Here is a 23,266-nt window from a genome sequence, read left to right on the forward strand (position 1 = left end):
CCTATTTCTTCAGGCGTTGGCGAGCTGTGCCGGCGGCTGAACTGTCCGGGTACTTGGCAACCAGCGCCTCGAGCGATGTGCGCGCGCCCTTGCTGTCGCCAAGTTCCTGCTGGCAGACGGCAATATTGAGCAAGGCGTCGGGCGCCTTGGCATTGGCCGGCCACTTGCTGACGACCAGGCGGTGCGCTTCGCTCGCCTTGCGGCAATCGCGCAGCGCATAATGCGCGTTGCCGGACCAGTAATACGCACCCGGAGTCAGCGCGCTTTCAGGGTGGGCGCGCGCGAAGCTGTCGAAGGCCGCCGCCGCTTCCTTGAGTTTATTGGCCCGGAACAGATTGAGCGCCGATTCGTATTCACGCGTCTCGGCCGCCGGATCGCTGGCCGGCTTGCGCGGCGTTTCGGCAAGCGGCTTGCTTTCCTCGCCCGGCTTAGCGTCAAGACTGGGGCCCTGTTCGAGCTTGCGCAAACGACCATCGAGGTCAACGTAGAAATCCTGCTGCCGCTTTCGTGCCGACTCGAGTTCATAGGTGAGCGTTTCGACGTGGCCGCGCAGGCGGGCGTTCTCTTCGCGCAAGGCCTGGATCTGGTTGGCGAGTTCGATCTGCCCTTTCGACAACGTATCGAGGCGCTCGTTGGTCTTGATCGCCAGATCCCTGATCTGGCGTCGTGCCTCGTCGTCGTCCAGCAGGCCGGCGCCCGCCGGCAGTGCAAGCAGGGCCGCGAGCAGACCAACCGCCAGCGAGCTTGCCAGGCCTTGCCGCACCTGCCCGCTCAGTTGCCTGCGCAACATTCTAGAACTCGCCGCTGTACAGCATGTCGCCGCGCCGGTTCTGCGCCCAAGCGGCTTCGTCGTGCCCATCGTTCTTGGGCTTTTCTTCGCCCAGGCTGACGGATTCGAGCTGATCCTCGCGCGCACCGAGCAAAGCCAGCATCTTCTTGATCGCATCGGCACGCTTCTGCCCAAGCGCCAGATTGTACTCCCGGCTTCCGCGTTCGTCGGTGTTGCCCTGAATCAACATCTTGAACTGGCGGTTCTCGGTCAGGAACTTCGCGTGCGCGGTCACCAGATCCTTGTATTCGCTCTTCACCTCGTAGCTGTCGAAATCGAAGTAGATGCTGCGTTTCGACAAGATGCTCTTCGGGTCGGTAAGCACCGCTGGTAATCCACGGCTTTCCACCCCGCTCGTCGTCACCGTGGCTACGCCGCCCGATCCCCCACGAGTTTCGACTGGAGCACCGGTCGCCTGGTCGCCACTTTCCGGCGTCGAACCGCAAGCAGCCAGCAAAAAGGCCAGGACGGCCGGAACGACGAGTGATTTCATGAGATTTCTCCTGCAGTATTTTTTTCCCAATTGGAAAGAAGCATCATCAGTGTCCTTGCCGTCATTTGTTGAACGGACTCCACGCCGGCTCGCGTACGTCACCGGCGCCGATCGACAGGCGCTGCTTGATGCGACCATCGATCGACACTGCTGACAGCACACCGCGCCCGCCGTTTTCGGTCGCGATCAGGATCATCCGCCCGTTCGGCGAAAAGGTCGGCGATTCATCCTTGTGCGAGTCGGTCAGCACCTGCACCTGCTTGCTCGCCAGGTCCATCACGGCGAGTCGAAAACCGCCATCGCGCCGGCTGATGAAGGCCATTGTCCGGCCGTCCGGCGAGATGCGCGGCGTCACGTTGTAGCTACCTTCGAAGCTGACTCGCTGGGCATCGCCACCGCCCGCGCCGACACGGTAAATCTGTGGACTGCCACCACGATCGGAAGTGAAGTAAACGTACTGCCCATCAGGAGAAAAACAGGGCTCGGTGTTGATCGAGTTCACCGCCGTCAGTCGCTGAACGCCCGAACCGTCGGCATTCACCGTGAAGATCTGTGATCCACCGTCTTTGCTCAGGACGACCGCCAGCTTGCGCCCGTCAGGCGACCAGGCAGGTGCCGAGTTCGACCCCTTGAAATTCGCGACGACGATTCGCTTGCCCGAGGCCAGCGAGTGAACATAAACCACCGGTTTCTTATTTTCGAAGGAGACATACGCCAGACGCCCGCCATCCGGCGACCAGGTAGGCGAAATGATCGGCTCCTTGGAAATCAGCGCGATCTGCGCGTTCTGTCCGTCGGCATCGGAAACGTGCAGTTCGTAGCGTGCCGCACTCGCCCGCACGACGTAAGCGACGCGCGTCGAAAATATGCCGGGTTCGCCGGTAAGCTTCTCGTAGATGACATCGGCGATGCGATGCCCGGTGGCGCGCAGCATGGTGCGCGAGGTGATATAGGCTGAACCGGCGAGCACGCTTTGTTTGGCCACGTCGTACAAGCGGAAACGTGCTTCGCGGCGACCGTCGGCCCCTTCACCGAGCGTACCCCCGGCGAGCGCATCGGCGCCACGGCCTCGCCATTCATCGTAGGCTGGCGGCGATGTTTCGGTGACCACTGCGCCGCCAGTCTCGATCAGCTTGAACTGGCCGCTGCGCTCCAGGTCGGCGCGGATGACCGAGGTGACGACGCGCGCCGATGCAGCGTCACCGGCGAAATCGGCAATCGCCACCGGGATGCGGTTGGCACCCGCACCGGTAATCTCGATCGTCAGTTCGGCCCGCGCGGGAGCCTGCAATAGAGCCAGCGCGCTGACCACGAGCAGACCCATGCGACGTAGTTTGAGCCCTATTCCCAACATGGCGAAGTCCAGTACTGAATGCGCGATTATATCGCCTCCGTAGCCGCCGGCTTTGTAACGAAACGTTAAATCGTCACCCCATCCCGCGATCGATCGTCGCCGGGAGCCGGCCCGCGCGCCAATCGCTGCCCACGCGCACGAACTCGCCGCACGAGCAAGGAGACGCGCGCTACCGGGAGGTCGGCTGGCGGACTACTCGTCACGCGGCCGATACGGGATCCTGAGGACGCGCTCGAACAGTTCAGGCTGTGCCGGTTTGGGCAGCGGCGACGATTTGCGGATGGCACGTTCGACCGCCGTATCGAGCGCCGGATTGCCGCTCGACCGCCGCACCTTGACCTCGAGCACTTCGCCTGTCGGCAGTTGCGTGACCTCGAAAATCGCTTCGGGATTGCCCTGGATACCGGGCGGCAGCGAGATGTTGCCACGAATCTTGCCGCGCACCCGGTTTCGGTACTCCTCAAGCGCCCGCTTGTTTTCGCTTGCCTTCTGTTCCGCCTCCAGTTGCCGCATCTGGCGCGCCTCGGCCTCGGCGCGCGCGCGCTGATCGGCCACCGCCTTTTGCGCCGCCTTCTGCTGCTGCAGCTCCTTCTGTTCTCGTTCCAGCGCCTCGCCAAAATTTGGCCCGCGTTCGGGCTGCAGCTTCTTGACCTCTTCCTTGCGCGCCTGCTCGCGGACGCGCTGATCGTCCTTCCGCTCAGGCTCCCTGGGCTTCGCCTCGTCCTTCTTCGTGCTTGCCTTGGCTCTTGCTTCTTCCTTGGGCGGTTGCTCCTTCGCCTTCGCAGGCTCCTTGCGGCTCGTCTCCTTGGGCTTGTCTTCTTCCTTCTTCGGCAGCTCTTTTGGCTTGCGCTCGTTCTTCAGCGCGATGTCGGGCCGGACGGGGGCGCGCGCTTCGGGTTTGGCCGGTACCTTGGCCGCCGCCCTGGGTTCAGGCTTCGCCTCGGGTTTCACTTCGGGTTGCGGCTCCGGCTTGGGCTCCGGCTTCGGTCTTGGCTCAGGCCTGACTGCGGGCTGGGGAGGCTGGCGGGGTTCAGGTCTTTCGTCGCCCGCCTTTTCCGGCCGCGGTGCCGCGACCGGGGCGGGCGGCGCGCGCCAGACTTCGACCTCGACCGACGACGGTGGCTTGCTCTTCCACTGCATCCCGACAAACAGGGCACCGATCAAGAGCAGATGCACGAGCGCCGAGAGCGCCAGCGAGCTCCATTTCGCCTGCTCGTCCGGCGCCGGTCGCGTCAGCGTGTCAACGGTCTGTGCGGACATGAAGTCACTTGCCGGTCGGCTGTACGAGCAGACCGATACGCTTGACCTGCTTCTGCTGCAGTTCGTCCATCACGCGCAGTACCGCCTGGTAGCGGACCGCCTTATCGCCGGCAACGACAACCGCCAGATCGGGATCGCGCCGCTGTGCAGCGGCGATTTCCTGGGCAAGTTGACTGCGCGAGACGCGGCGGCGATTCTGTTTGGCATCGATCAGCGTCAACTCCTCGCTCTCGCTCACTTCGACTTGCAGCGCGTTGGCCGGAGGTTGTGCCTGCACCGCCTTGCCCACCGAAGGAATATCGATGCTGGCGGTGGTCATCATCGGCGCCGTGACCATGAAGATGACCAGCAGGACGAGCATCACGTCGATATAGGGAACCACATTGATTTCGTTTTTCAAACGGCGTGAGCGCATGGCCGTTACCTCATCTGGCGTTGCAGGATGTTCGAGAACTCTTCCATGAAGGACTCGAAGCGCGAGGATAGGCGATCGATCTCGTAGGCGAAGCGGTTGTACGCGACGACTGCCGGAATCGCCGCGAAGAGGCCGATGGCAGTCGCCACGAGCGCTTCGGCGATTCCCGGCGCAACCGCCGCGAGCGTCGCCTGCCCGACGTTCGACAGACCACGAAACGAGTGCATGATCCCCCAGACGGTACCAAACAGACCGACATAGGGACTGACCGAGCCGACCGAGGCGAGAAACGCCAGATGCGAGTCGATGCCATCCATCTCGCGTTGATAAGTGGCCCGCATCGCGCGCCGGGCGCCGTCGATCACATCCTTCGGATCGAGATTCTTCTGGCTGCGCAGCTTGGTGAATTCGCGAAATCCGGCTTCGAAGATGCGCTCCATGCTGCCGGTACTGTGGCGGTCGTTGATCGCGCTCTGATAGAGGCTGTTGAGCTCGCCACCGCTCCAGAAGTCGCGCTCGAAATGATCGGTCTGCGCGCGCGCGCGTTTGACCGTGAACCACTTGCGGAAGATGTAATACCACGACATGAACGAAACGCCAGCGAGGAGCAGCATGACAGCCTGCACGACAGCGCTGGCGTTGAGAATCAGGTGCAGAATCGACAGGTCTTGCGAAACGTTCATTGCATGGCTTCCAGTTTGGTCCTCAGGAACGATGGGATGGCAGTCGCCTTCATCAAGGCGGAGTTTACACAGACGACGTGAATCCGCGCGCGTACCAGGTCGGCTCGGTCGCCAGCGAGCGTTGCGTCGGCGCGTCGAACGTACTGGCGAAAGAAGATCTGCGCGTGGCTCAGGCGCTCAATTTCCAAGCCGACGAGCAACTGGTCGTCGAGCCGTGCCGGCTTCAGGTAATCGACGCTGGCGCTGCGCACGACGAAAGCGATCCCCGGATCGCGCAACAGATCGGCCTGATGATGGCCGATGGCACGCAAATATTCGGTGCGACAGCGCTCGAAGAACTTCAGGTAGTTGGCATAGTACACGACGCCCCCGGAGTCGGTATCCTCGTAATAGACGCGAACGGGGATGACAAACGTTTGCGCTGCCCTGTTCATCGGCGCAGCGGATTCTAGGCCAGTGAGCGAGGAGTCCATGTAAGGGTTTGTGACCGCCGTCTGCCGTGCCGTGTCACGCAGTTCATGGCCCACGCCAGAGCTCGCCCTGCGGGTCGCCGAGCAGACCCTCCAGACCGAGGTGGCGGTAGACGGCGGCCGTGGCAACGCGTCCACGCGGAGTCCTCTGGAGAAAGCCCTGCTGGATGAGATAAGGTTCGAGGACGTCTTCGATCGTGTCGCGCGCTTCGCCAATCGCCGCCGCCAGGTTGTCGAGACCAACCGGCCCGCCGGAAAACTTGTCGATCATCGCCGACAACAGCTTGCGGTCCATCACGTCGAGCCCGCCGTGGTCGACCTCGAGCATCAGCAGCGCCGAGTCTGCGACCTCCTGGGTGATTCGCCCACCGGCACGCACCTCGGCAAAGTCACGCACGCGGCGTAACAAGCGGTTGGCAATGCGCGGCGTGCCGCGTGCGCGGCGAGCGATCTCCAGCGCACCGCCCGCGTCGATGGGCACCTTGAGCAACTGGGCCGAACGCTTGACGATCAACGTCAGTTCGTCCGGGGTGTAGAACTCGAGTCGCGCGACGATGCCGAAACGATCGCGCAACGGGTTGGTCAGCATGCCGGCGCGAGTAGTCGCGCCGACCAGCGTAAAGGGTGGCAGGTCGAGCTTCACCGAGCGTGCCGCCGGTCCTTCGCCAATCATGATGTCGATCTGGAAGTCTTCCAGCGCCGGATAGAGAATTTCCTCGACCATCGGCGACAAGCGGTGGATTTCGTCGATGAAGAGAACGTCGCGCGGTTCGAGATTGGTCAGGATGGCGGCCAGGTCACCGGCGCGTTCGAGAACGGGCCCGGATGTCGAACGCAGATTGACACCCATCTCGGCCGCCACGATATGTGCCAGCGTCGTCTTGCCCAGTCCCGGCGGGCCGAAGAGCAGCACGTGGTCGAGCGTATCGGCGCGGCGCCGGGCCGCCTCGATGAAAATCGACAACTGTTCGCGGATCTTGGCCTGCCCGACGTAATCGGCCAGACGCCGGGGGCGGAGAGCACGCTCGAAAGCTTCCTCCTGCGCCGATTTCGCTTCGCCGGAGACCAGCCGGTCAAGCCCGGCGCTGCGCAGATCGTCCGTTTCAATCATCGGCTGACGCCATCGCCACCGCTGGCCGTCGTAGAACTGGCATGGGCGTGTGCCAACCATTCGCGGATCAGCACCTGGCCGAGGGCCAGCAGCGTCGGCCCAAGAAAGAGGCCAATGAAGCCGAACACCAGCACGCCACCGAGAACGCCGACGACGATCAGCAACAGCGGCAGGCTGGCCGTACGCGAAATCAGGATCGGTTTCAGGAAATTGTCCACGCTACTGATGCCGAACATTCCCCAGAGGACGATGAACACGGCCCAACCCGCCTGCCCTTCGTTGTACAGCCAGACGGCGGCGCCAAGCCAGATCAGCGTCGCACCGACGACGGGAATCATCGAAAAGAAAAAGGTCGCGAAAGTCAGGACGACGACGCCGGGAACGCTGGCGATGATGAAGCCAATCATCGCGACGATCGCTTGTGCAGCCGCCGTGCCGACAATGCCGACCATGACGCCGGTAACGGTTCCTTCGGCCAACGCCAGCATCCGTTCGCCGAGGTCGCCGGCCAGCATGCGGCTACCCGTATGCAGGGCGTCGACATAGATGTGCGCGTCACGAAAAATGAAGAAAACGAAAAAAATGACCAGCACGAGCTGCAGCAAGCCTTGCGCAAAGAGCGCCACGGCCGCCAGCGCCAGCCGCCGCGTCGGCTCGACGAACTGCTGCAGCAAATTGTTCATTTCTTCCCGGCTGGCGACGAGCTCGTGCCAGTAGTCGGCCAGATTCGGCCCGATCACCGGGATGCGCCCGAGCCAAGCCGGCGGATCAACCGGCAGCCCCTTCTCGAACAAGGGCTTGAAGTAACGTATGGCCATCTCGATACCGTCGGCAAGCGATCCGGAGAGCAGTGCCATCGGAGCAACGAGCAGGAGGAGGAGGAGCATCGAGATGAGCAGGGCGGCCAGATTGCTCCTCCCACGGCAGAGCGTCAGCAGGCGATTCCGAATCGGCAAGGTGATGACGCAGATCACCACGGCGAAGAGCAAAGTACCGGTGAACGGCAACAGGACGGCAACGCAGCCGATCAGCAGCAGCGCGACGAGCGCAATCTGGATGAGTTGCTTGGAACTGGCGTTCATGTGGGCTTGGTCTATACTCTGGACAGCAGCCTGAGCGCCTGTCGAATGCCCTCCGCTGTGCTGACATCGGCAGGCAGTTGCTTCAATGCAGCAGCCGCTTCGCGGTCATTGTAACCCAGTGCCAGGAGTGCATTCAGAATGTCACCGTGCGCCGCCTCAGGCGCTGCCGCAACCGGTGCATCGGGCAACTTGCCTTTCAGTTCGAGCAGCAGGCGCTCGGCCGTCTTGGTGCCAATCCCGGGGACCTTGGTCAGGCGCCCGACTTCCTGCCGCGCAATCACCTGCGTCAGATCATTAACCGACAAGCCGGAGAGCACCGCCAGAGCAAGCCGCGGCCCGACGCCCGAGACCTTGAGGAGTTGGCGAAACGCCAGACGCTCGCCCTCGGTGGCAAAGCCGTAGAGAAAATGACCGTCCTCGCGGACGACGAAGTGCGTCAGGAGAACGACTCGGTCGCCGTTCGCCGGCAGGTTGAAAAACGTACTCATCGGCACATCGAGTTCGTAGCCCACACCCTGTACGTCGACCACCACCTGCGGCGGACTTTTCTCGACCAGGATACCGCTCAGACGGCCAATCATCGCCGCTCCCGCCTCACTTGCCGACCACCAGGCGGCCCCTGCGCACGTGCAGGCCGGCGCCGGACCAGCGGCCAAGCCCCTGCCCGCCATGCGCATGGGCAATTGCACACGCCAGTGCGTCGGCGGCATCCGGACTGGGATCGCTGGCCAGTGACAGCAGGCGCCGCACCATGTGTTGCACCTGCAGCTTGTCGGCATGACCGTTGCCGACGACAGCCTGCTTGACTTGCAAGGCGGTGTACTCGGCGACCTCGAGTCCGCTCGCGACGAGCGCCGCGATCGCTGCACCACGCGCCTGGCCGAGCAACAGCGTCGACTGCGGGTTCACATTCACGAAAATGATTTCCACCGCCGACTGATCGGGCTGATGCCGAGCCACCAGTTCGTGCAGGCCACGATGGATCGTCCCCAGGCGCGCCGGGAGCGAATCCTCGCGCAGCGTCCGGATGCACCCGCTGGCAAGGTAGGCCAAGCGCTGGCCGGTCTTTTCGATCAGCCCGAAACCGGTCACCCGCAAACCTGGATCGATGCCGAGGATGCGCAGTGATGGATCACCCTCCCGGTTCATGCGGTTCGCGCCCGGGCCAGATAGACGCCGCCGACAGCCAGCGCCATTCCGGCGACTGCCGGACCGCCGAGCGTTTCTCCGAAAACGAACCAGGCGATCAGCGCGGTGCTCGGCGGAGTCAGGTAGAAGAGGCGGGCGACATTGACCGCGCTGCCACTGCGAATCAGTAGATTGAGCAGGCTGATCGCGCCAAACGAGAGGACGAGAACCAACCACAACAGGGCAAACGTGAACTCCGCGGTCCACTCGATGTGCATGCTTTCGGTCTGCCAAGCCAACAAGGCCGTGACCACGGCGGTCGGCAGAAACTGAATCAGCGAACCGGTGCGCAGATCGAAGTGCGGGCAGAAGCGCTTCTGGTAGAGCGTGCCAAGGGTGATTCCGCACAGAGCGGCAAAGGCAGGCAGCAGCATGCCGAGCAGCGGAACGTCACCGAGTTTGTCGGAAACCACCAGCGCGACGCCGACAAACCCGAGCAGCAGGCCAGCCCACTGGCGCAGCGAGACGCGCTCGCCCAGTACGAGTCCTGCGCCGCAGGCGGTGAGCAAGGGCTGCATGCCGACAACCAGGGCCGTGACACCGGCCGGCAGACCGCGCTTGATCGCCATGAAGACTCCGCCCAGATACAGCGCGTGGACGAGCAGGCCGGAGACGCCGATATGCACGCTCTGGCGCACATCCGACGGCCAGGGAGCGCGCGTAGCAAGAGCAAAAGGCGTCATCAGCGTGAGAATCAATAGATAGCGGACGAGCAGGAAGGTCAGCGGTTCGGCATAGGGCAGACCGAACTTGGCACCGACGAAGCCCGTGCTCCAAAGGAAAACGAAGAGTAAAGGCAGCAGGCGTGACGAGCGTGACATGGGGTCGGTCTCTGACGGCAAGCGCGAAGTTTATCGCAAGCATCGATGCGGCGCGCCGACAAGCAGCCGAGAACGATCGCCGGAAGACCTGCCGGCAGTGAGCGTTGGCGCGAATCAGCCGCAAAGACAAACCCCGCCGAAGCGGGGTCTGGTGAACGTCGGGACTTGCCGAACTACCCGAAAACTACTTTTTCGCTGCGCCGGTGTCGCCTTTCTTGGCGGCTTCCTCGGCTTCCTTCTTTGCCTTCTTGTCAGCCTTCTTGTCGGCCTTGTTGTCCGACGCTTTGCCGTGTGCGGCTTCGGGGTGGGCGACTTCAGGCTTGTTGGCAGGTGCCGCGCTCTTTGCCGCCGGCGCCGGTGCCGCGGCCGAAGCGCCGGCAGCCGCGGCCGGAGCACTCGTCGGTGCGGCCGGGCTCGCCGGCTTGGCAGGCGCCGCAGCAGCGCCTGCCGCCGCTGGCGTGCTGGGCGCGGCTGCCGGGGGCGCCGTCTTTGCTGCCGGAGCAGCCGGTGCTGCGCTCGCCTTACCGGTGGTCGCGCCACTCAGGGTCACGTCAGACCGCATCTTGCCGAGCACGGCCGGGCCGATACCGGGAACCTTGAGGAGATCATCCACCGCCTTGAACTCGCCGTTCTTTGTTCGGAAGTCGATAATCGCCTTCGCTTTCGCCGGGCCGATACCGGTCAACATCTGCAGTTCCTTTTCGTTGGCCGTATTCACGTTGACGCCGGCAAAAGCGTTCAACGTCACCATCAGCAAGGCCAGCAACAGGGTAATGATCTTGGGCATGGAGCTCCTCCAGTTGGGATAAATTGAGCAAATCACCGGGCCGCGCGCTACCGCCCCCGGTGTCTTGCAAGGACGATAAACGGTCGCCCGGCGTCAGGCGTTGACCCACTGGCTGAAATAGGCAACCCGCATGGCCGTTCAGCCGGCACGGTCAGCGGCGCGCCGGCTTACGGTAGCCGAGCGCTTGCGAAATCGCCGCAGCGGTCAGCTTTACCGGCTTAACCCAATCCGGGTTATGGCGATCCGCCGGTGCCGAGACCGACAGGCCAGCGACAAGCTGTCCCTCGTCACTGCGAATCGGCGCAGCGATACAGCGCAAACCGATCTCGGCCTCCTCGTTGTCGTCGGCATAGTCGTGCCGGCGGATCTTGTCGAGTTCCTTTTCCAGTGCGTCGAGGCGCGTCAGCGAATGCGGCGTTTTGCCGGGCAGGCCGGTACGGCGGGCGTAGGCGCGCACCTCGCTGAGGCCGTCCGCCGCGAGGAACAGTTTTCCGACCGAGGTCAGGTGCAGCGGTGCACGCCCACCAACGAGGTAAACGACGCGCAACAGCGAACGATCGCTCGATGTCCGTTCGACATAAATGATCTCGTCTTCCAGCCGAATGCCGAGATTGACCGCCTCGCCGATCAGTTCGTGCAACTGCTGCATATGCGGCAGGGCAACCTGCCGGATGCTGATGCGCGACTTGACGATGTTGCCCAGTTCAAGGAGCCGGATGCCCAGCGTGTAGGTCCCCGCCTCATGCCGTTCGACGAGTGCGGATCCAGTCATCGCGGCGAGAATCCGATGCGCGGTCGACGGGTGCAGGCCGGTGCTTTGCGCCAGGACCTTGAGGCTGACCGGATCGGGCGCATGGGCCAAGGCGTCGAGCAGCGACATCATGCGCTCAATAACCTGAATGGAGCCCTGCTCTGCCTGCTGTTCCGCCATTGCCGTCGCTTCAAACCTTCCGTTTTGCCCGGCGGGAGACTACCATTACGGGTTCTGCCTACCGCCGAGCCAGCCTTGCGCCATGCCGTATCTTACCATCATGCGCCGTGCCCTGCGCCTTGCCTTACACCTTGTCTATCCGCGCGCGATTGGCCGCCTGCCTGGGGCGCGCGGCGCCGCGCGGCACACCCGTCGCGAGGCGCTTTCCGAGAGTCATCAATGACGCACGCCGGCCGCGACATTCAAGCAATCCCCCTGTGGATCAACGGACACGCTTTCCTGACCATGGCGCCGGATTTTTGCGACGTGCGCGATGCGCGTAGCGGCCAGACCCGGCGACGCACTCCCATGTGCGGCGCGCGCGAGGCGCAGGCCGCGGCCGATGCGGCGCGCGGCGCGCTGCACGACTGGTCAGCAACGAGCGCGAACCGACGGGCAGCGCTGCTCGTCGCGCTAGCCGATGCGCTGGCCGGCTTCGCTGAGCATTTTGCCGGGCTGATTAGCGAAGAGACTGGTCAGGACTCGAGCAGTGCAATGGCCGAGGTCGACGCCGCACTGATGCTCCTGCGCGCTGCCGGCCAGGGCTCGCCGAACGCGCCTCGAACGCTCGTCGCAGCGATCGTCGGCAACCAGCATGCACCTCTCCTTGGCCCGCTGCGCTCAGCGGTTCCGTTGCTGCTCGGCGGTGCCACGCTGATTGTCCGGCCGAGCCCGCAGACCCCCTCAGCCGCTTTTGCACTGGCCGAGCTTACCGCCCGCAGCGACTTCCCGGCCGGCGTCTACAACATCCTGCACGGTAATCTTGATGTCGTCGAAGCGCTCTGTTCGCTGGCCGCCGTCGACCTGCTGGCGTGCTCCGGCGACAACGAACTGTACAGCGACGTACAAGCCATTGCCGCGCGCTACCGCACACCGATCATCGGCTGAACGGGTGTCGCTCGCGATGCCTGGCTGGCGCGCCTGGCTTTTCTCTCTGGCCGTATCCATCCTGCCCAACCACTGCCTGGCGGCGAAAGTCGCGGCGGCCGCCGACCTGCAGTTTGCGCTCGCCGAGATCGTCGCCGACTACAGCCGCCTGACCGGTCGCCAGGTGTCGATTGCCTACGGTTCGTCCGGCCACTTCGCACGGCAAATCGCGCAGGGGGCGCCCTTCGATCTGTTCATTTCGGCTGACGAGGAATATGTCCTCCGACTCGCCGCGCAGGGAATGCTGCGCGATAGCGGGCGACTGTACGCGATCGGCCGCTTGGCGCTGCTCGTGCCGCGCGGCTCGCGGTTGACGGCCGACGAAAGCCTCAGCGGCCTGGCCGCGGCGATCGCCGACGGACGCCTGCGGCGACTGGCGATCGCCAACCCCGAGCATGCCCCCTATGGCCGCGCGGCGCGCGCCGCGCTCGAGCATGCCGGGCTGTGGAACGTGTTGCAGGGGAAACTCGTCCTCGGCGAGAACGTCGCCCAAGCCGCCCAATTCGCCCTCAGCGGATCGGCCGAGGGTGGCATCGTCGCCTGGTCGCTCAGTCTTTCGCCGGAGCTGGCCAGACGCAGCAGCGCAGCCCTCATTCCCGCCGCCTGGCATCCCCCAATACGCCAGCGCATGGCATTGACGCGCGGCGCTGGGGAGGCAGCAATACGCTTTTATGACTACCTGCAACAACCCGCTGCGCGGGCAGTTCTCGAGCGCCACGGCTTCGCCCTGCCGGAAAGCTGAGTCATTGTGCCGAAATCGACACGGACAGGCCAGGCGTACGGTGCCGACCAACACACGCGGCGCGAGGTCACTTGAGTGTGCGAAAAGTGAGCCGATGAGCCAGGCTGCTGATTGGCCACGCGGCAGACGTGTTGCCCACCGCTGAACGGACGATGGACTGGCAAGCCCTGGCGCTTTCCCTGCACCTGGCCAGCGCCACCGCGCTGTTGTTGTTGCCGCTGGCCCTCTGGCTGGCTCGCCTCCTCGCCTGGTCGAGCATGCGCGGACGCAGCGTACTCGAGGCGTTGATCCTGCTGCCGCTCGTCCTGCCGCCGACCGTGCTGGGCTATTACCTGTTGCTCGGCTTTGGCAGCAGCTCGCTCCTGGGTCAGATCTATCACGTGCTCAGCGGGCGAAGCCTCGTCTTCAGCTTCGACGGGCTGCTTGCCGCCTCGTTGATCTTCAATTTGCCGTTCGCCGTCCAGCCAATGCAGCGCGCCTTCGCCGCGATCCCATGCGAGATTCGCGAGGCAGCCTGGGTCTCCGGACTATCGCGTTGGCAAACCTTTCTGCGCATCGAACTCCCGCTCGCCTGGCCAGGTGTCGCCGCGGCACTCGCGCTGTGCTTCGCCCACACGCTCGGCGAGTTCGGCGTCGTCTTGATGGTCGGTGGCAGCCTGCCGGGAGAGACGAAGACGATCGCTATCGCCATCTATGACCAGGCGCAGGCGTTCAACGATTCTGCCGCCGCCAACATGTCCGCTTTCCTCCTCGGCCTGTCTTTCGTCGCCGTGGTCCTCGTTTCCCGACTCGGCCGCGGGCGCACCGGCCGATGAGACTGAGCGCCCGGATCGAGCAGTCGGCGCCGATTCCGCTCGCCGCCGACCTCGACTGCGAGAGCGGCGAGCTGCTCGCTCTGGTCGGCCCGTCGGGCAGCGGCAAGTCAACGATTCTGCGCTGTCTCGCCGGCTTGCACCGACCCGCCGGCGGTCACGTTCGATGCGGCGAGGAAACCTGGTTTGACGCCACGCGCGGGATCGACCTGCCGCCGCAGCGGCGGCGCGTCGGCTTTGTCTTCCAGCACTACGCGCTGTTTCCCCATTTGACTGCGCTGGCCAACGTCATGCTGGCGCTCACCGACCTGCCGGCGGACCAGCGTGCGGCGCGCGCGCGCGATTGGCTGGCGCGCGCCAACCTTGAGGGCTTTGACCACCGTCGCCCTGGTGAACTGTCCGGCGGCCAACAGCAGCGCGTCGCGCTAGCCCGCGCCCTGGCGCGCGAACCGCGCGTACTGTTGCTCGACGAACCCTTCTCCGCCGTCGACCGGGTGACCCGGCGCAAACTGCTCAACCAGTTGATCGACCTCCGGCGCTCGCTGGCCATCCCGATCATTCTGGTCACGCACGATCTGGAAGAAGCAAGCTTGCTCGCCGACCAGATGACCGTTCTGCACCGCGGCCGCACGCTGCAGACGGCGACGCCGGAAGAAATGCTTGCCCGACCGGCGAGCGCCTTGGTCGCTCGCCTGACCGACCAGACCAACCTGTTCGTCGGCAAGGTCACGCACCAGTCGCGCGCAAGCGATACGACGGTCATCGATTGGCTGGGCCACAGCCTGGTCGCCACGCATCATGCCGACTTCGCTCCCGGCGAAACCGTCTGCTGGGTCATCCCGGAAGCCGGCGTGGTGCTCGTCCGCGAGCACCAGTCCGAACGCGAGAACACGCTCTCCGCAAAGGTGAACGAAAGGCTTGCCTGGCGCGGCCACGCGACGGTCACCGCAAGCGTCGGCAAGCAGGGGGAAGCGTCGCTCACCTTTGCCATCGGCGCTTCGGTTGCCGGGCGCCGGTGCATCGTCCCCGGGGCCATTGTGCTTCTGCAGTTGCAGAAATCAGCCATCCGCCTGCTGCCCGCCGACCCTGCCATCGGTGCGCCGGCAGCGCTTGATCGCGTCGATTCCTGGTATCCTCGCCCGCTGCCGGGTGAACAGGCGGCGCCACGTCCGCTGGCCGCGCCGCAGCCGGGCAGGAGTTCCGAATGAGTCTGCTTTCACTGTTGACCGTCCTGCTGGTCGAACACCTGCGACCACTACCCTACCGTCGTTTCGTCCAGGAACCATTGGCGCGCCTGGCTGACTTCCTCGAAAGCAGGCTGAACGCCGGCGAGCAGCGGCAAGGCGTACTTGCCTGGTGCGTCGGCGTCGGCGGGCTGATCGCCACCGCCGCGACAATCAGCGCGCTGCTGAGTGGCACCAGCCCCCTGCTCGGCTGGCTATGGGACGTTTTCATCCTTTATCTGGCGATGGGCTTTCGCCACTTCCGCGAGCGCTGCAAGGCGGTACTGCTCGCTTTACGACGCGGCGAGGCGGCGCACGCCGCCGGGCTTCTCGCTGCCTGGCAGGGCGGTGCGGCGGCCAGCCAGCGGCCAGCCGACCTCGCGCGGCTGACGATCGAAGCAACGTTGGCCGCGTCGCACCGCCATCTTTTTGCCGTTCTCGTCTGGTTCATCCTCCTGCCAGGACCGTGCGGCGCCGTCCTGTACCGAGCCAGCGCCTGCTTTGCCGAGGCCTGGGGCAGGCGCCAAGACGCCGAATTTGGCGACTTCGGAAGTTTCGCACAGCGAAGCTTTGCTATCATTGACTGGCTTCCCGCGCGGTTCACGGCAGCCGCTTTTGCCATCGTCGGCAATTTCGAGGATGCCGTCTATTGCTGGCGTTCGCAAACCGACCGCTTGTCGGACGACGGGCTGGGTATCGTTCTGGCAAGCGGAGCCGGCGCGCTGGGGGTTCGTCTCGAAATGCTGGTCAATCGAACGCACGCAATCAGCGAACGGGTTGTGCTGGGGATCGGCGAAGAAGCAGATGTAGACTTCATCGAGAGCGCCGTTGGGCTGGTCTGGCGGGCTCTCGTGCTGTGGGCGTTGTTGTTGTTGCTACTGGGGCTTGCCGGACTGGTAGGCGTTTGATCGATTCTATTACAGGAGTTTCTTCATGAGCAGAGAAGTCGTTGTACTTAGCGCGGCCCGTTCAGCCATTGGCACATTCAATGGTTCCCTGGCAAACATGGAGCCACACGAACTGGCCGGCATCGTGATGAAGGAGTCGATCGCCCGTTCCGGTGTCGACGCACAGGAAATCACTTACGTCACAGTGGGCAACTGCATCCCGACCGACTCGCGTTTTGCCTATGTCGCCCGTGTCGCTTCGATTCAGGCTGGTTTGTCGATGGACTCGGTGGCCATGGCCGTCAACCGCCTGTGCGCGTCCGGCCTGCAGGGCGTCGTCACCACCGCGCAGAACATCATGCTGGGTGATGCCGACTACGGCATCGGCGGCGGTGTCGAAGTGATGTCGCGCGGCTCGTATATGCTGCCGGCAATGCGCGCCGGTGCGCGCATGGGCGACGCCAAGGCGATCGACATGATGGTCGCCACGCTGAACGATCCCTTCGGTGTCGGCCATATGGGAGTGACCGCCGAAAACCTGGCGAAGAAGTGGAACATCAGCCGGGAAGAGCAGGACGAATTGGCGGTCGAATCGCAGCGCCGTGCAGCAGCGGCGATTGCCGAAGGTCGCTTCAAGTCGCAGATCGTTCCCATCGTCCTCAAGACGCGCAAGGGCGATGTCGTCTTTGACACCGACGAGCACGTCAAAGGCGGCACCACCGTCGAAACGCTGGCCAAAATGAAACCCGCCTTCATCAAGGACGGTACGGTGACTGCCGGCAATGCGTCCGGAATCAACGACGGCGCTGCCTTCCTCGTCCTCGCCGCAGCCGACGTCGCGGCAGCCGCCGGACGCCAACCGATTGCACGCCTGGTCTGCTACGCCGTTGCCGGAGTACCGAATGACGTCATGGGCGAAGGCCCGATCCCGGCAACCAAGGCAGCGCTGAAGAAGGCCGGACTGACCCTCGATCAGATGGATGTCATCGAGTCCAACGAGGCGTTTGCCGCGCAGGCAATCGCGGTCACCAAAGGCCTGGGCCTCGACCCGGTGAGGACCAACCCGAACGGTGGTGCGATTGCGCTTGGTCACCCGGTCGGTTGCTCCGGCGCGTTCATCGCAACCAAGGCCATCTACGAGTTGCAACGCATCGCCGGCAAGTACGCGCTGGTTACCATGTGCATCGGCGGCGGCCAGGGCATTGCGGTGATCTTCGAACGCGCCTGAGCGTTTCGCTCAGAAGACCCGACCGCAGCGCGGTCGGGTTTTTTTTTGCCGCTTCGCTGTCGGCCGGACGCTGGCCAAAGCCCGCTGTGCGGCGCGCCGGCCTCCCCTGGCGCACGCCCGACGACGGGTTCGCCGCAACCGGCGGCAAGCGCGGACTGGTGCTACACTTGCAGACGAATGGAGGGAGGCAGCGATGATCGTCATAGAACAGAAACCCAAGCGCGTCGAGCTTACCGTGTATGCAGAATTCACCTTGGCCGACTACAAGGAGTTCGAAAACGCGGTCAATGCTTATGTCCCGTTGGTCGGCGAGGTTGACCTGCTCTTCGACCTGCGCGAGATGGCGGACTTCACCCTTGATGTGGCTTGGGAAGACATTGTCTTCGCGCGCGCCCACGCCAACGATTTCCGTCGCATCGCCGTGCTCACGCACAGCCAGTGGGTCGCCTGGAGCGCTTGGCTATCGCAGATCTTCGTGCATGCCGACATAGAGATCTTCGGTGAGGAAGACGAGGCACGTGCCTGGCTCGACGACGGCGACGAAGCGGCGGCATGATTTCGTGGTACAGGTGATCGGCGGCATGGCAGCGTACGAGGCGGACCTCATCTGAGCAACAAGTCGGCCGCAGCGTCGGCGATTTCGTCGAGCGAGAGCGCGCCGTCGGGCTTGTACCACTGACTGCTCCAGTTGAGCAGACCAAACAGAAAGAGGCGCACCGGTGGCGAACTCCGCCGCAAACGGCCGGCGCTCGCCAGTTCATCGAGCGTTTGCTGCCAGACCTGCTGATAGCTGTCGGTGAGCTGAGCGACCTCGCGCCGCGCTGCCGGGTCCAGCGAACGCGATTCGTAGAGCAGCATCGGCGCCTGACATTCGCCCTCAAGCAGGCTGCCCAGGTGGGTACGAATCATCACCCGCAGGCGTCGCTCCGGGTCATGAATTCCGGCGATCGCCGCCTGCAGCCGACGTTGGCCGGTGTCCAAGCCGGCAAGCATCGCCGCCTTGAGCAACTCCTGCTTGCTGCGAAAGTGATAGAACGGGCTGCCCGAGCGCATGCCGACCGCTTCGGCGATGTCGCGCGTTGTCGTCGCCGCGAAGCCCTTGTCGACGAACAGACGTGCTGCGGCAAGCACGAGTTCGTCGCGTCGATTCGCATCAAGCGCGAAGCCTTGTCGCTTGCGCTCAGCCGCCATTGTCGGGCGAGAGCAGTGCGGCATCTGCCGGCCACTCGACCGGCGTCCAACAACCGCCCCGGTCTGGTCGTCGGCGCTCTGCCAGCTCACCGGCGAACGGGTCAGAGCGCCGCGGCAAGGCGGGTGCCCTGATCGATCGCGCGTCTGGCGTCCAGTTCCTGAGCGACATCGGCACCGCCGATCAGTGAGACCGGCACCTGCGCTGCACGCAGATCGGTTTCGAGATCGCGGCGTGACTCCTGCCCAGCGCAGATGATGACGTGGTCTACCGCCAGACATTGCGGCTGACCGTCGATCAGGATGTGCAGACCGGCATCGTCGATGCGCTCGTAGGTCACCCCGGAAAGCATCTGCACGCCGCGCTTCTTGAGCAGCGTCCGGCGAATCCAGCCGGTCGTCCTGGCCAATCCGTCGCCAGGCTTGCTTGCCTTGCGTTGCAGCAACCATACCTGGCGTCGGGCAACTTCCGGCTGGGGCGTGATCAGGCCGCCGCGCGCGGAATACTCGGCGTCGATCCCCCATTCCTGCTGAAAGCGCACGGTCTCCTCGCGGTCGTCGTCGGCGTGAGTCAGGAATTCGGCCACGTCGAAACCGATACCACCCGCGCCGATGATTGCCACACGCGCTCCAGCAACGCGATATCCCTCGATCAGGTCGACGTACGAGATGACTTTCTCGTGTTCAATTCCGGGCAATTGCAGGCAGCGCGGGGTAACCCCGGTGGCCAGCACGACATGGTCGAAACCGGCCGCGACCAAGTCGGCGGCCTGGCACCACTTGCCCAGCTCCAGCGTCACGTCGGCGCGCGCAAGCTGCACGGCAAAGTAACGCAAGGTCTCACCGAACTCCTCTTTGCCCGGAATGCGTCGAGCCAGATTGAACTGCCCGCCGATCTCGCCGGCGGCCTCGAACAGGGTCACCTGGTGGCCGCGCTGCGCGGCGAGCAGCGCGCACGCCATCCCTGCCGGTCCGGCACCGACGACGGCGATTCTTTTCGCTGCTGAGGTGCGCGCGACGACCAACTCGGTTTCCCGGCAAGCACGCGGGTTGACCAGGCAGGTACTCGGCCGACCGGCAAAGATTTCGTCGAGACACGCCTGGTTGCACGCGATACACGTGTTGATCTCATCGGCGCGCCCGGCTGCGGCCTTGTTGACGAAGTCGGCGTCGGCAAGAAAGGGGCGCGCCATCGAAACCATGTCGGCACAACCGTCAGCAATCACTTCCTCGGCAACCTCCGGCGTATTGATCCGGTTGGTTGTGATCAGGGGAACGCCTACCTGACCCATCAGGCGCTTGGTGACCCAGGTAAACGCCGCCCGCGGGACCATTGTGGCGATTGTTGGAATTCGCGCCTCGTGCCACCCGATACCCGTATTGATCAGGGTCACGCCAGCCGCTTCGATCGCTTTCGCGAGGCTGACGATCTCGTCCCACGTGCTGCCGCCTTCGACCAGATCGAGCATCGACAGGCGAAAGATGATGATGAAGTCGGTACCGACCGCAGCGCGCACCCGGCGGACGCTTTCGACGGCAAAACGGATGCGGTTCTCGAAGCTGCCACCCCAGGCATCCTGGCGGAGATTGGTCTGCGGCGCAACGAACTGGTTGATCAGATAACCTTCCGATCCCATCACCTCGACGCCGTCGTAGCCGGCGAGGCGGGCCAGACTGGCGCAGCGAGCATAGTCGTCGAGTGTACGCTCGATGTCCTCTTCACTGAGCTCGCGTGGACGAATCGGCGAAATCGGCGCCTGCCTGGCCGACGGCGCTACCGCACCACGATGGTAGGCATAGCGTCCAGTATGCAGAATCTGCAGGGCTATCTTGCCACCTGCCCGATGCACCGCTTCGGTGATCTGCCGGTGCTCCTCGACCTGCGCTGCATTCTCCAGCACCGCTGCACCCGGCATCACCACGCCATCCTGGTTAGGGGCGATGCCACCGGTGACGATCAAACCAACACCACCGCGCGCACGCTCCGCGTAGAAGGCAGCCAGGCGGGCAAAACCCTGCGGCGCCTCCTCCAGGCCGGTGTGCATCGAACCCATCAGGACGCGATTCTTCAACGTCGTGAATCCGAGGTTAAGTGGGGCAAGCAGGTGCGGGTACGCTTTCGCGAACATTCTGACTTTCTCCTGGGACGGGTTGGTTTCTTGACGAGGTGTGCGCGATTCAAGCAAACGCTTGCTTGATTATCGCCGATTGACTCGCCACGAACAAGGGGGCCAGCCGCGATAAATTAACTTCTCCAGAGCGCATGCCACAGCGGAATTTGCGCTACCATCCGGCAAGCAGACTGCGCCGACGCGGGCTTGCTGCCCGGTCAAACGCGCAGCCTGGAAAATTTCCCATCACCTGACAAGGAGGGTTTCGATGCGACGCGAACTGGCAGTGGTTTCCACTCTCGCCGTTTTTGGCTTTGCCGGGACGGCCTGGTCGGCAGAGTTCGGCACTCCGGGCGAGGCAAAAGCCATGCTCGAGAAGGCCGTGGCAGCCGTGAAAGCCGACAAGGCGAAGGCTCTGGGCATGTTCGCCAAGGGCGAGGGCGGGTTCAAGGACCGTGACCTGTACCCCTATTGCGGCGGCCCAGACGGCAACTTCACCGCCCATCCGACGCTTCTCGGTAAGAGCCTGAAGGACCTGAAGGACAAGACTGGCAAGCCGCTTGGCGCCGATGTATACGCAGCCGCCAGCGAGGGAGCGTTTGCCGAGGTCGCCTACATGTGGCCACGTCCTGGACAAACCGAGCCGGTGCAGAAGGTAGCCTATGTCACCAAGGTTGGCGATCAGGTCTGTGCGGTCGGTTACTATAAGTAGCGGGCAGCAAGAACCGCTGACACGCTGAATAAAGGGTGGGATCGGCGAAAACGATGCGCGGAGGAGAAGCCGACTGGCTCCTCCTCCGCGTGTTTGTGCGCTAGACCGGCTTTCGCCATCGGCGCACCGGATCGTGGCCTAGGCGTCTGGTCTAGTAGATCTCGGGAATGAAGGTCTGGTCAGAGATCGGCGGCCGGACATAACCATGTTCGCTTTGCCGCGGCGGCAGGACGATCGGTTCGGGCGTCAGATCCTCGTAATCGATCATGTTGAGCAGGTGAGTGATCACGTTCAGGCGCGCACGCTTCTTGTCGTCACCATCGACCACATACCACGGCGCCTGCTTGATGTCGGTATGCGCAAACATCGCGTCCTTGGCCTTCGAGTACTCTACCCAGCGAGCGCGTGATTCGAGGTCCATCGGGCTGAGTTTCCAGTGCTTCTCCGGATGGAATATGCGCTTCTGGAAACGCCGCTCCTGCTCTTCGTTGCTGACCGAGAACCAATACTTGATCAGAATGATGCCACTGCGCACCAGCATCCGCTCGAATTCCGGGCAGGTGCGCAGGAATTCGCGGTATTCCTCGTCGGTGCAGAACCCCATGACGCGCTCGACGCCCGCACGGTTGTACCAGCTACGGTCAAACAGAACCATTTCGCCACCGGCCGGCAGGTGCTGCACGTAACGCTGGAAATACCATTGGGTCTGTTCCCGATCGGTTGGCGCGGGTAAGGCGACGACGCGGGTCACCCGGGGGCTGAGGCTTTCCGTGATGCGCTTGATCGTTCCACCTTTGCCGGCTGCATCGCGTCCCTCAAACAGAACAACGACCTTCAGCTTCTTGAACTTGATCCACTCCTGCAGCTTGACCAGCTCGATCTGCAGCTTCGCCAGGGTCTCTTCGTAGAACTTCAATTTCAGCGGAGGCTTGCGCGTACCATTGCGTGCAGATCCGTCAGCAGTCGTATCCTCGGCGACAGCCGTCTTGCCGTCGTCTGACTTCGCCTTGCCGCCATTTTGCGGCTTTGCCTTGGCAGCCGCCTTCTTGGCTGGTGCATTCTGCCCGCTGCTCCCGCCATTACCCTTGGCTGAGGTCTGCTTGCCGCTTGCCTTGGCTGCCGCCTTGGCCGGCACCGCATCTTCGGCCGCCGGGGGGACCGCTTGGCTCACGGCGTCGCTGGCGGTGCTGGCTGGCGCACTGGCCGGCAGCTCACCGCCCGAGACGGGTTTTTCTTCACTCATTGGTGCCTCCATTATGTGGTTTTGCGTCTGACTGGCCTGGGGCAGCAATTATCGTCTCTTTTTCCGCGGAAATGAACATTCTTGCGCACAAAACGTGCAAACTTTGCCAACCCGGCAAGGATTTCGGCCGAGGCGCTTCGCTCCCGAAGTGTCCCGACCGAGATCGCGTGCCGAAATTCCCGGCAAGAAGTCCCCGACGGTCGTCCTCGCTCAGGCGAGCCTGGCAAACGCCTGAACGACCTCGGGCGGCGCTTGCACCAGTTCGATCAGCACGCCCTCTCCGGCAATCGGGAACTCCGGGCTGGCTTTTGGATGCAGAAAGGTAATGTCGAAGCCGGCAGCGCCTTTGCGAATGCCGCCCGGTGCAAAACGTACGCCGTTGGCAGCCAGCCATTCAACCGCCTTGGGCAGATCGTCGATCCACAGCCCGACATGATTGAGCGGCGTTGCATGCACGGCCGGCTTTTTCTCCGGGTCAACCGGTTGCATCAGATCGACTTCGACTTTGAATGGGCCTGTACCCATCGCCGCGATGTCTTCGTCGACGTTCTCGCGTTCGCTGACGAAATTGCCGGTAATCTCGAGGCCCAGCATGTCGACCCACAACTGGCGGAGTTTCATCTTGTCAGGGCCACCGATGGCGATCTGCTGAATACCGAGAACTTTGAAGGGACGTTGTTGATTCATTGCATGGTCTTTCTGGGTCGTAGGAGGTTGCACGGAAAGGTTC

Annotated in this window: 26 protein-coding genes; 8 read left to right on the forward strand and 18 right to left on the reverse strand. The window is 63.7% G+C overall.

Annotated features, from left to right (window positions below):
* Position 1: 1 nt before the first annotated feature.
* The 14 genes from ybgF to Q1L59_RS01760 all read right to left on the reverse strand — a co-directional run bounded on the left by ybgF (position 2) and on the right by Q1L59_RS01760 (position 11,424).
* Complete coding sequence (gene ybgF / locus Q1L59_RS01695; protein ID WP_300327562.1) at positions 2–790, reverse strand: tol-pal system protein YbgF; 789 nt, start codon at positions 788–790, stop codon at positions 2–4.
* 1 nt (position 791) lies between these two features.
* Positions 792–1,322 carry a peptidoglycan-associated lipoprotein Pal gene (pal, locus tag Q1L59_RS01700; RefSeq protein ID WP_300327563.1) on the reverse strand — a complete coding sequence of 177 codons (531 nt, stop codon included), beginning with the start codon at positions 1,320–1,322 and terminating at the stop codon, positions 792–794.
* Between the two features lie 61 nt (positions 1,323–1,383).
* A complete protein-coding gene (tolB, locus tag Q1L59_RS01705) occupies positions 1,384–2,676 on the reverse strand; it encodes a Tol-Pal system beta propeller repeat protein TolB (RefSeq protein ID WP_300327564.1) in 1,293 nt (430 codons plus the stop codon).
* A gap of 192 nt (positions 2,677–2,868) precedes the next feature.
* The gene (tolA, locus tag Q1L59_RS01710) at positions 2,869–3,936 is read right to left on the reverse strand and encodes a cell envelope integrity protein TolA (protein ID WP_300327565.1); all 1,068 of its coding nucleotides are present in this window, start codon (positions 3,934–3,936) and stop codon (positions 2,869–2,871) included.
* A 4-nt stretch (positions 3,937–3,940) separates the two neighbouring features.
* A complete protein-coding gene (gene tolR / locus Q1L59_RS01715) occupies positions 3,941–4,351 on the reverse strand; it encodes a protein TolR (protein ID WP_300327566.1) in 411 nt (136 codons plus the stop codon).
* A 5-nt stretch (positions 4,352–4,356) separates the two neighbouring features.
* Positions 4,357–5,034, reverse strand: a complete 678-nt coding sequence (tolQ, locus tag Q1L59_RS01720) for a protein TolQ (protein WP_300327567.1) — start codon at positions 5,032–5,034, stop codon at positions 4,357–4,359.
* Positions 5,031–5,468 carry a tol-pal system-associated acyl-CoA thioesterase gene (gene ybgC / locus Q1L59_RS01725; protein ID WP_300327568.1) on the reverse strand — a complete coding sequence of 146 codons (438 nt, stop codon included), beginning with the start codon at positions 5,466–5,468 and terminating at the stop codon, positions 5,031–5,033. Before ybgC ends, tolQ begins: the two co-directional genes overlap by 4 nt.
* An 82-nt stretch (positions 5,469–5,550) precedes the next feature.
* Complete coding sequence (ruvB, locus tag Q1L59_RS01730) at positions 5,551–6,615, reverse strand: Holliday junction branch migration DNA helicase RuvB (RefSeq protein WP_300327569.1); 1,065 nt, start codon at positions 6,613–6,615, stop codon at positions 5,551–5,553.
* On the reverse strand, positions 6,612–7,697 hold the full coding sequence (locus Q1L59_RS01735) for an AI-2E family transporter (protein ID WP_300327570.1): 1,086 nt from the start codon (positions 7,695–7,697) through the stop codon (positions 6,612–6,614). The genes ruvB and Q1L59_RS01735 overlap by 4 nt, the downstream gene beginning before the upstream one ends.
* Before the next feature lie 11 nt (positions 7,698–7,708).
* The gene (gene ruvA, locus Q1L59_RS01740; RefSeq protein WP_300327571.1) at positions 7,709–8,278 is read right to left on the reverse strand and encodes a Holliday junction branch migration protein RuvA; all 570 of its coding nucleotides are present in this window, start codon (positions 8,276–8,278) and stop codon (positions 7,709–7,711) included.
* A 13-nt stretch (positions 8,279–8,291) separates the two neighbouring features.
* Positions 8,292–8,846 (reverse strand): crossover junction endodeoxyribonuclease RuvC, encoded by a 555-nt coding sequence (gene ruvC, locus Q1L59_RS01745; RefSeq protein WP_300327572.1) that lies wholly within the window; start codon positions 8,844–8,846, stop codon positions 8,292–8,294.
* Positions 8,843–9,706, reverse strand: a complete 864-nt coding sequence (locus Q1L59_RS01750) for a DMT family transporter (RefSeq protein ID WP_300327573.1) — start codon at positions 9,704–9,706, stop codon at positions 8,843–8,845. Before Q1L59_RS01750 ends, ruvC begins: the two co-directional genes overlap by 4 nt.
* Positions 9,707–9,890: 184 nt before the next feature.
* The gene (locus Q1L59_RS01755) at positions 9,891–10,493 is read right to left on the reverse strand and encodes a helix-hairpin-helix domain-containing protein (RefSeq protein WP_300327574.1); all 603 of its coding nucleotides are present in this window, start codon (positions 10,491–10,493) and stop codon (positions 9,891–9,893) included.
* Positions 10,494–10,644: 151 nt separating this feature from the next.
* Positions 10,645–11,424 (reverse strand): IclR family transcriptional regulator, encoded by a 780-nt coding sequence (locus tag Q1L59_RS01760; protein ID WP_300327575.1) that lies wholly within the window; start codon positions 11,422–11,424, stop codon positions 10,645–10,647.
* Between the two features lie 219 nt (positions 11,425–11,643).
* Here Q1L59_RS01760 and Q1L59_RS01765 point away from each other — a divergent pair, with 219 nt between their 5' ends.
* The 7 genes from Q1L59_RS01765 (at position 11,644) to Q1L59_RS01795 (ending at position 17,838) form a co-directional block, all read left to right on the forward strand.
* Positions 11,644–12,351, forward strand: coding sequence for an aldehyde dehydrogenase family protein (locus tag Q1L59_RS01765; RefSeq protein ID WP_300327576.1), 708 nt, complete (start codon positions 11,644–11,646; stop codon positions 12,349–12,351).
* Positions 12,352–12,367: 16 nt separating this feature from the next.
* On the forward strand, positions 12,368–13,132 hold the full coding sequence (modA, locus tag Q1L59_RS01770) for a molybdate ABC transporter substrate-binding protein (RefSeq protein WP_300327577.1): 765 nt from the start codon (positions 12,368–12,370) through the stop codon (positions 13,130–13,132).
* Positions 13,133–13,284: 152 nt separating this feature from the next.
* On the forward strand, positions 13,285–13,947 hold the full coding sequence (gene modB / locus Q1L59_RS01775; protein WP_300327612.1) for a molybdate ABC transporter permease subunit: 663 nt from the start codon (positions 13,285–13,287) through the stop codon (positions 13,945–13,947).
* Positions 13,944–15,152, forward strand: coding sequence for an ABC transporter ATP-binding protein (locus Q1L59_RS01780; protein WP_300327578.1), 1,209 nt, complete (start codon positions 13,944–13,946; stop codon positions 15,150–15,152). Before modB ends, Q1L59_RS01780 begins: the two co-directional genes overlap by 4 nt.
* Positions 15,149–16,075, forward strand: a complete 927-nt coding sequence (locus tag Q1L59_RS01785; protein ID WP_300327579.1) for a CobD/CbiB family protein — start codon at positions 15,149–15,151, stop codon at positions 16,073–16,075. The genes Q1L59_RS01780 and Q1L59_RS01785 overlap by 4 nt, the downstream gene beginning before the upstream one ends.
* A 25-nt stretch (positions 16,076–16,100) precedes the next feature.
* The gene (locus Q1L59_RS01790) at positions 16,101–17,282 is read left to right on the forward strand and encodes an acetyl-CoA C-acyltransferase family protein (RefSeq protein ID WP_300327580.1); all 1,182 of its coding nucleotides are present in this window, start codon (positions 16,101–16,103) and stop codon (positions 17,280–17,282) included.
* A gap of 193 nt (positions 17,283–17,475) precedes the next feature.
* Positions 17,476–17,838, forward strand: a complete 363-nt coding sequence (locus Q1L59_RS01795; protein WP_300327581.1) for an STAS/SEC14 domain-containing protein — start codon at positions 17,476–17,478, stop codon at positions 17,836–17,838.
* A 47-nt stretch (positions 17,839–17,885) separates the two neighbouring features.
* On the opposite strand, the gene Q1L59_RS01800 is transcribed toward Q1L59_RS01795, so the two are convergent.
* Together Q1L59_RS01800 and Q1L59_RS01805 are read right to left on the reverse strand one after the other, a co-directional pair.
* Positions 17,886–18,497, reverse strand: coding sequence for a TetR/AcrR family transcriptional regulator (locus tag Q1L59_RS01800; RefSeq protein WP_300327582.1), 612 nt, complete (start codon positions 18,495–18,497; stop codon positions 17,886–17,888).
* Positions 18,498–18,574: 77 nt separating this feature from the next.
* Complete coding sequence (locus Q1L59_RS01805; RefSeq protein WP_300327583.1) at positions 18,575–20,599, reverse strand: NADPH-dependent 2,4-dienoyl-CoA reductase; 2,025 nt, start codon at positions 20,597–20,599, stop codon at positions 18,575–18,577.
* A 250-nt stretch (positions 20,600–20,849) separates the two neighbouring features.
* On the opposite strand from Q1L59_RS01805, the gene Q1L59_RS01810 reads away from it, so the two are divergent.
* Positions 20,850–21,293 carry a cache domain-containing protein gene (locus tag Q1L59_RS01810; RefSeq protein ID WP_300327584.1) on the forward strand — a complete coding sequence of 148 codons (444 nt, stop codon included), beginning with the start codon at positions 20,850–20,852 and terminating at the stop codon, positions 21,291–21,293.
* Positions 21,294–21,444: 151 nt separating this feature from the next.
* Here Q1L59_RS01810 and ppk2 read toward each other — a convergent pair whose 3' ends face one another.
* Positions 21,445–22,215: a polyphosphate kinase 2 gene (gene ppk2 / locus Q1L59_RS01815; protein WP_300327613.1), complete on the reverse strand. Its 771-nt coding sequence runs from the start codon at positions 22,213–22,215 to the stop codon at positions 21,445–21,447.
* Between the two features lie 531 nt (positions 22,216–22,746).
* The gene (locus Q1L59_RS01820) at positions 22,747–23,223 is read right to left on the reverse strand and encodes a VOC family protein (RefSeq protein ID WP_300327585.1); all 477 of its coding nucleotides are present in this window, start codon (positions 23,221–23,223) and stop codon (positions 22,747–22,749) included.
* Positions 23,224–23,266: the final 43 nt, after the last annotated feature.

The organism is Accumulibacter sp., assembly GCF_029255125.1.
Lineage (GTDB): Bacteria > Pseudomonadota > Gammaproteobacteria > Burkholderiales > Rhodocyclaceae > Accumulibacter.